The 6469-nt window shown below is 67.5% G+C and carries 6 protein-coding genes; 5 read left to right on the top strand and 1 reads right to left on the bottom strand.

Translation table 11 applies throughout. From position 1 onward, the window contains the following. Positions 1-369 precede the first annotated feature (369 nt). From ACTHLF_RS06775 to ACTHLF_RS06755, 5 genes are all read left to right on the top strand, one after another. Positions 370-1713, top strand: a complete 1344-nt coding sequence (locus tag ACTHLF_RS06775) for a substrate-binding domain-containing protein (RefSeq protein WP_440325981.1) — start codon at positions 370-372, stop codon at positions 1711-1713. Positions 1714-1821: 108 nt separating this feature from the next. Then, positions 1822-2259, top strand: a complete 438-nt coding sequence (locus tag ACTHLF_RS06770; RefSeq protein ID WP_440325979.1) for a prepilin-type cleavage/methylation domain-containing protein — start codon at positions 1822-1824, stop codon at positions 2257-2259. Then, positions 2256-2900 (top strand): prepilin-type N-terminal cleavage/methylation domain-containing protein, encoded by a 645-nt coding sequence (locus ACTHLF_RS06765; RefSeq protein WP_440325977.1) that lies wholly within the window; start codon positions 2256-2258, stop codon positions 2898-2900. Before ACTHLF_RS06770 ends, ACTHLF_RS06765 begins: the two co-directional genes overlap by 4 nt. Next, the gene (locus ACTHLF_RS06760; RefSeq protein ID WP_440325975.1) at positions 2897-3844 is read left to right on the top strand and encodes a general secretion pathway protein GspK; all 948 of its coding nucleotides are present in this window, start codon (positions 2897-2899) and stop codon (positions 3842-3844) included. The genes ACTHLF_RS06765 and ACTHLF_RS06760 overlap by 4 nt, the downstream gene beginning before the upstream one ends. 145 nt (positions 3845-3989) lie before the next feature. Continuing rightward, complete coding sequence (locus ACTHLF_RS06755; RefSeq protein WP_440325973.1) at positions 3990-5663, top strand: putative bifunctional diguanylate cyclase/phosphodiesterase; 1674 nt, start codon at positions 3990-3992, stop codon at positions 5661-5663. On the opposite strand, the gene ACTHLF_RS06750 is transcribed toward ACTHLF_RS06755, so the two are convergent. Then, a complete protein-coding gene (locus ACTHLF_RS06750; RefSeq protein WP_440325971.1) occupies positions 5648-6298 on the bottom strand; it encodes a hypothetical protein in 651 nt (216 codons plus the stop codon). The genes ACTHLF_RS06755 and ACTHLF_RS06750 overlap by 16 nt on opposite strands. Positions 6299-6469: the final 171 nt, after the last annotated feature.

Here is a 6469-nt window from a genome sequence, read left to right as displayed (position 1 = left end):
CCCTCGCCCCGCCGCCGCTTCCGGGGGCCCCACCCCCCCCCGCCGGGGGCGGGGGGGTGGGGGGGCGCGCGGGGCGTGGGGGGGCTGGGGGTGCCGGGCCGGCCCCCTCGGGGTGACCCCACGCTCCCACAAGATCCTGGGTAGGAAATGCATTTCCTGTTATGTGACGCGTCATGTGTCCATTACGCAGCAAGTGTGATGCAGTCGTGTTTCCGCATTTGCCGAAGTCACTGAGCGAACATATTCGCGGACATCGCAGTAACACGCGCAGGTCATCGCGCGAGCGGATGCTTGCAAGGCCTCCACTTGGGGGGCTTCTATGCAAGGGGATACACCATGCGTTGCGATTTTTCGATGGGAAACACCCGCATGAAGTTCGTTGCGGGCGCGGTGCTGATGTCGCTCGCTTCTGTCGCCGGTGCCCAGAGCCTGGTCGGCGGTGGCGCCACGCTGCCGGCGATCGGTTACACCGGTGCCGCCACCACCACGATCGGTAACCCGATCACCCCGGGCGCCGGTTCGCTGTTCGGCGTCTATGCCGCCGCCACCAGCGGCGTCAGCGTCTCTTATTGCCCGACGGGCAGCGGCGCCGGCAAGAAGATCCTTGCCGGCAACGATGCGACGCACTTCCAGGTCAACGGCCAGTGCCTCGAGAGCAACGCCGCCCTGCCGCAGGGCTTCAGCGCCGCCCCGGGTGGCGGTAGCCTCGCCCAGGCCGCCTTCGCCGCGTCGGACGCGCCGATGTCGCTGAGCGAGTTCAACAACTATGTCACCGGCCATGGCGCCGGCACCCAGCCGGTGCAGCTGCCGGCCATCGCGGGTTCGATCGCGGTGGTGTTCAACAAGACCGGCGTCAACACGATGACGCTCACCGAAGGCCAGATCTGCGCCGTGTTCTCCGGCCAGATCACCGATTGGAAGGACCTGGTCGCCGGTCAGTCGGGCCCGATCAACATCGTGTACCGCAGCGACGGTAGCGGCACCTCGTTCTCGTTCCTCAACCACCTGTCCGCGGTGTGCCCGTCGAACATCGTGCCGGCGCACAACGACTCCAACGGCAACCCGGTTGCGGCCACCCTGCCGGCGACGAAGTTCACGACGACCCAGACGTTCACCGGTACGACCGATTCGTCCGGCAAGGCGCTGGGTGCGCAGGCGTACTTCGGTGCGTGGACCACCAAGGTCGGTGCGAGCGGCAACGCTGGCGTGACCACGGCGGTCAACGCGACCAACGGTTCGATCGGCTACGCTGAAGCTGCGAACGGTGTGACCGCTCCGGCCAAGTTTGCCTCGGTGACGAACTCGCACTCCGGCCTGGCCGTCAATCCGTCGACGGGCTTTGGCACCACCGCCGTTGCCGTGAACCTTGCCTATGACCAGGTCATTGCCGACAACGCGGACGCGAATGGCCGCCCGGTGTTGAACGCGCTGTCGACCACCAGCAAGTGCATCGCCGTGGTGAACCCGAACGACTACGCCGATCCGTCCACGGGCTACCCGATCCTTGCCGTGACCTACCAGCTGGCCAATGCCCAGGCCAACGGTTCCAGCGCGGCTGCGGTTCGTGGCCTGATGTTCTCGCCGTACAACACCACCTCGCGCCCGTCGGTGACGAAGATCGGCCGCATCGCTACCGGCTACGCCTGGCTGAGCAATGCTGACCTGACCAACACCACCGGCCAGACCAAGGTCAACGGCTGCGTCGGTATCTAAGGGGAGTGGTTGTCCAGGAAGGACGGATAGAGGGGGCGGCCGTGGTGCCGCCCCCTTTTTTCCATGCAACGACACGCGACTGAAACGATGGAATGCAAGCCTCACCGCATGGCCGCCTACTCCCTTCGTCGCCAGCGTACGCAAGCGGGCTTCAGCCTGCTCGAGACGATCGCCGCCATTCTCCTGCTCGCCCTGGCGTTTGGTGCGGTGATGCACGTAGCCGGTGCCGCGACGGAACTGACCGGGCATGCACGCACGTTGAACCGGGTCGCGATGTTCGCCGACACCACGCTGGATGCGATCGGCCGCCTTGAGCCGCTGCGCGAGGGAACGCGGGAAGGCCGGTATGACGCGCAGTTCCAATGGCGGACCGTCACCCGCGCGCAGGCGCCCGCGCCTGGGCAGACCCCCGATTTGCATGTGTATCGCATCGATCTGGATATTCGCTGGCACGAAGGCCGCACCGAGCGCCATGCTTCGTTCGCCACGCTGCGCCTGCAGGATGAGCCCGCGCCTGCATCGATGACTTCGGTAGCTGGCCCATGAGGCGCGCCCGCGGTTTCAGTTTGCTTGAGGTGCTGGCGGCGCTAGCCTTGCTCGCCATCCTGTTGCTTGGCGTCTATTCGGGCGTGCGTTCGACAACGCTGGCCACGGGTCATGGCGCGTCGATCATCGCGCGCCTCGATGAAGTGCGCGGCGCGCGGGAATTCCTGCGCCGCCAGCTGGCTTCAGCCACTGCGCTGCCCTGGATGTTGAACGAACGAGGTGCGCCCGTCGTATTCGAAGGTGATGCCACGCACGTTCGATTCGTGTCCACCTTGCCAGGCTACCTTGGCAAGCTCGGTCCGCAGCGCATTGAACTGGCCCTCGCGAATGAGGCATCGCAGGGGCAGGCGCTGGAGGCACATTTCTCCCCGCTACCCGGCAGTCAGTCCGATGTGACCGCCGGCGCGCAGGATGTCCTCCTGGCCCGCGTGCGAACGCTGCGGCTGCGCTATGCCGCCCGTGGCTCTTCCACGTGGCTCGATGCATGGACGACGCCGACGGTCTTGCCCGGCGCCGTTGAAATCAGCGTGGTTCCGGAGGAGGGGCGTGATGCGTGGCCGCCCGTCGTGGTCGCCCTTCGCCAGGACCCGGACGCGGTCAATGTGCAGTGGGCGGCACTTCGCCTTGCGGGGGTGCCATGAAGATTCGGCAGCAAGGCGTCGCGTTGCTCGTGGTGCTTTGGGCGTGCACCTTGCTAGCCATCCTGGTGGGCGGCTTCGCGAGCATCGCCCGGGTCGAGGCGCTGCAGACGCGCTTCACCCTGGGCCAGCAGCGGGCCCGCTATGCGGCGGAAGCGGGGATCATGCGCGGTATCGCCACGATCGACGCACGCCGGCGGCAAGCGGTGCTGGCGGAGATGAGTGACGTACCGCCGTCCGGTGCCGGCTTGCCCGGCGACGGCCGCTCGCTCGCCTTCGACTTCGACGGGATGCACGTGGCCGTGGGCATCCAGGACGAAAATGGCAAGGTCGACATCAATAGCGCCGATTCGCGGACGCTGCAGGCGTTGTTCATTGCCGCCGGGTGCGCGGATTCGCGCGCCACGGCCCTGCGCCGCCGCGTGGAGGCATCGCGAGGCATGGTGGGTGCGCCGGTGGCTGACGATGGCACGTCGGCGACACCGGGGCTGGCGTCGCAGGAGCCGCCGAACACCCCGGCACGGCGTCCGGTGCCGTTCGCCGCGGTAGAAGAGTTGCAAGCGTTGCCCGGCATGGACCCGGCTTTGTATGGCCGGATCGAACCCGCCATAACGATCTGGTCGGGCCGCCAGACCCCGCAGCCGGAGTTCGCGCCCTTGCTGGCCATGGCCACCCTTCGCGGCCTGGACCTGGAATCGGCTCGCGCGGTGATCGCAGCGCGCGATGGCGCACCCCCGGGTACCCCCCTGCAGAACCTGCCAGGTGGCCTGGCGCTTGGCGATGCGCTGCCTGGCCGGGCCATCACGTTCCGGGCGCTGGCGGATGACGGCCACGGTTCGCGTTCGCTGGTGGAGGCGACGGTCCTGTTCGCCGTGGCGGTGCCCGAGCGCGACCCGCGGCAGAGCCTCTATACCATCGTCCGCTGGCGTGACGGACCGCCCGGCTGATCCCTTGCGCGCGCGTATCCGCGCCGCGCTTTTCTTGCCGACTTAGTGCATTCCTCGAAACCCCGCGCGCACATAAACGGAACCGCACACACCCACGTCACGACATGGGTCGCAGATTGGCCGTTAACGAAGCACGGGGGCGCGCGTGATCCAGGACCTTGCCAACTGGTCGAAAGTGCTTGAACTGATGCCCACGGCGATGTTCGTGCGCGATGCGGCGCACCGCTGGGTGTTCGTCAACCGCATGGGCTGTGACTATTTCGGTTTCCAGCCCGACGATGTGCTCGGCAAGACCGACGCGGATATGTTTCCCCCGGAGCAGGCAGAGCGCTTCGCCCGGGGCGATGACGCCGTCCTGCGTAGCCACGAGGTGGTGGAATCGGAAGAGGCGGTGCATGATTTCCAGGGCAGGGTGCGCACGCTGCTGACCCGCAAGACCTGCATCGAACTGGATGGCGAGCCGCATGTGCTCGCGTCGGTCACGGATATCACCGAGCTACGCGAATCCGAGGCGCATGTGCGCTGGCTGGCCTGCCATGACGCGCTCACCGGTCTTTCCAACCGCACGGCGCTCTTCAGCCGCCTCGATGCGAGCGTGGCGCGCGCCGCGGAGAACGGGGGCAGGGCGGTGCTGTATTACCTCGACCTGGATGGCTTCAAGAAGGTCAACGATACCTACGGCCACCTCGTGGGCGATGAGCTGCTGGTGCAATTCGGCCAGCGGCTGCGCCATGCGGTGGGCGCGAACGATGTTGTCGCGCGCATCGGTGGCGACGAGTTCGCCGTGCTCGTCGAGGACAGCGGCGATCTGGACCTGGATGCGCTGGCCGATGCCATGCTGACGCTTGCCGCGACGCCGTTCGACGTGCTTGCCGCGAAGGCCTTCATCGGCACGTCGATCGGCGTGGTACGCATTGGCGCCGACGCCGTCACCTCCGGCGAAATGGCGCGCAAGGCGGATAGCGCGCTGTACGAGGCGAAGAAGGCGCGCAACCGCTACACCGTGTTTTCCGACGCGCTGGACGCTTCGCTGGCGCACCGCCGTGAAGTGGAGCTGGCGCTCGAGGAAGCCATGCGCACCGGTGAAGGCCTCAGCTGCCATTACCAGCCGATGGTGCGGGCGTCCGACGGCAAGGTGATCGGCCTGGAGGCGCTCGCGCGCTGGCGGCATCCGAAGCTGGGCGTCGTCCCGCCGGTGCAGTTCGTGGCGGTGGCCGAAGAGACCGGCCTGATCGGGCGCCTGGGTGAATGGGTGTTGCGCACGGCGTGTGCGCGGATGAAGGGCGTGGACGACCTGTACATCGCAGTGAACGTGAGTGCCGTGCAGCTGCGTGACAGCCGCTTCGCCGATACGGTGCTGTCCATCCTGGCCGAGACCAACCTCCCGCCGCGGCGGCTGGAGCTCGAGATCACCGAGACCGCGATCGTGCATGCCGATGGCGCGGCGACCCTGCTGCTGAAGCGGCTGCGTCGTGCCGGCGTGCGCGTCTCGCTGGACGACTTCGGCACGGGTTACTCCAGCCTCACGCTGCTGAAGGACCTGGACGTCGACAAGGTGAAGATCGACCGCTCGTTCGTGCAGATGGCGCCGCTGGCGGAGGACTCGGCAGCGATCGTGCGGGCCGTCTCCAACCTGGGCTCGGCGCTGGGCTTGTGCGTGGTCGCGGAAGGCGTGGAGACCGAGGAGCAGCGGCAGTTCCTGCGCGATGCCGGGTGCGACGAACTACAGGGGTTCCTGTTCTCGCCCGCCGTGCCGGAGGATCGGATCGAACGCGTCAGCGGGCTGCTCTCACCCGCCTTGCTTCATTCCGCGGGATAAGGGCTGGCCGGATAGGCGCTGGCGGGCATCGGCCAGGTCCGGCGCAGGTCGGGCATGCCGGGCATCGAGGTCGGCTGGGGCAGTGGCAGGGGCATCTGCACGCCGGCAAGGCCACCGGTGGCATCACCGACGATGGCGATCACGCAGCTGCCGCTTTCCTGGGAGCTGCCAAACGACAGGCGGCCCCACGGCATCTGCATCATGGTGTAGCGGTTGGGCAGCATCGACGGCGCGGTCGGTAGCGTCGTCTCCGAGCTCGCCACGTGGAAGTGTCCGGCGATGTCCTGGCGGGTGAAGCAGGGCCGCTGCTCCAGCTGGATCGAGGTGAACCGGGCCATCGGCACGTCGCCGCCCTCGTTGAACCCGCGCACCTCCAGGGCCGAAACCCGGAAACCATCCCGGGTGACGAACGGCGCGCTGCGGACGATCTGCGAGGGGGCATCCGGCGTCGAGTGCAGGCCGCCCGGTACCTTGGCCGCCAGCTGGTCCACCGCATTGGGCAGGGTGCCCATGGTGCTGTCGATCAGCTCCACCAGCGTCTTGTCGCTGCGCGGCGGCACCGCCGCCTCCGCCGGGAGGGCGGCCAGCGCGGCAAGCAAGGCAGCGGTGACGGTCGGCAGGCGCATGCGGGCCATGGTCGAAGGTTCGGGGGCGCTAGTGTGCACGTTTTCGCAAATTCATGGTGGCTCGCCATCCCCCTCGTCGTAGGACCCCACCCAGTGGGCGACAAAAATAGCGAAAAACTGCAAACCCAGTGGCGCGTAAGCCCAAACCCTAGCCCACCCGGTGGGCTCCAAAGGTGGGCT

This window comes from Luteibacter sp., from assembly GCF_051958795.1.
Lineage (GTDB): Bacteria > Pseudomonadota > Gammaproteobacteria > Xanthomonadales > Rhodanobacteraceae > Luteibacter.
This window is presented reverse-complemented; position numbering and strand designations above follow the sequence as displayed.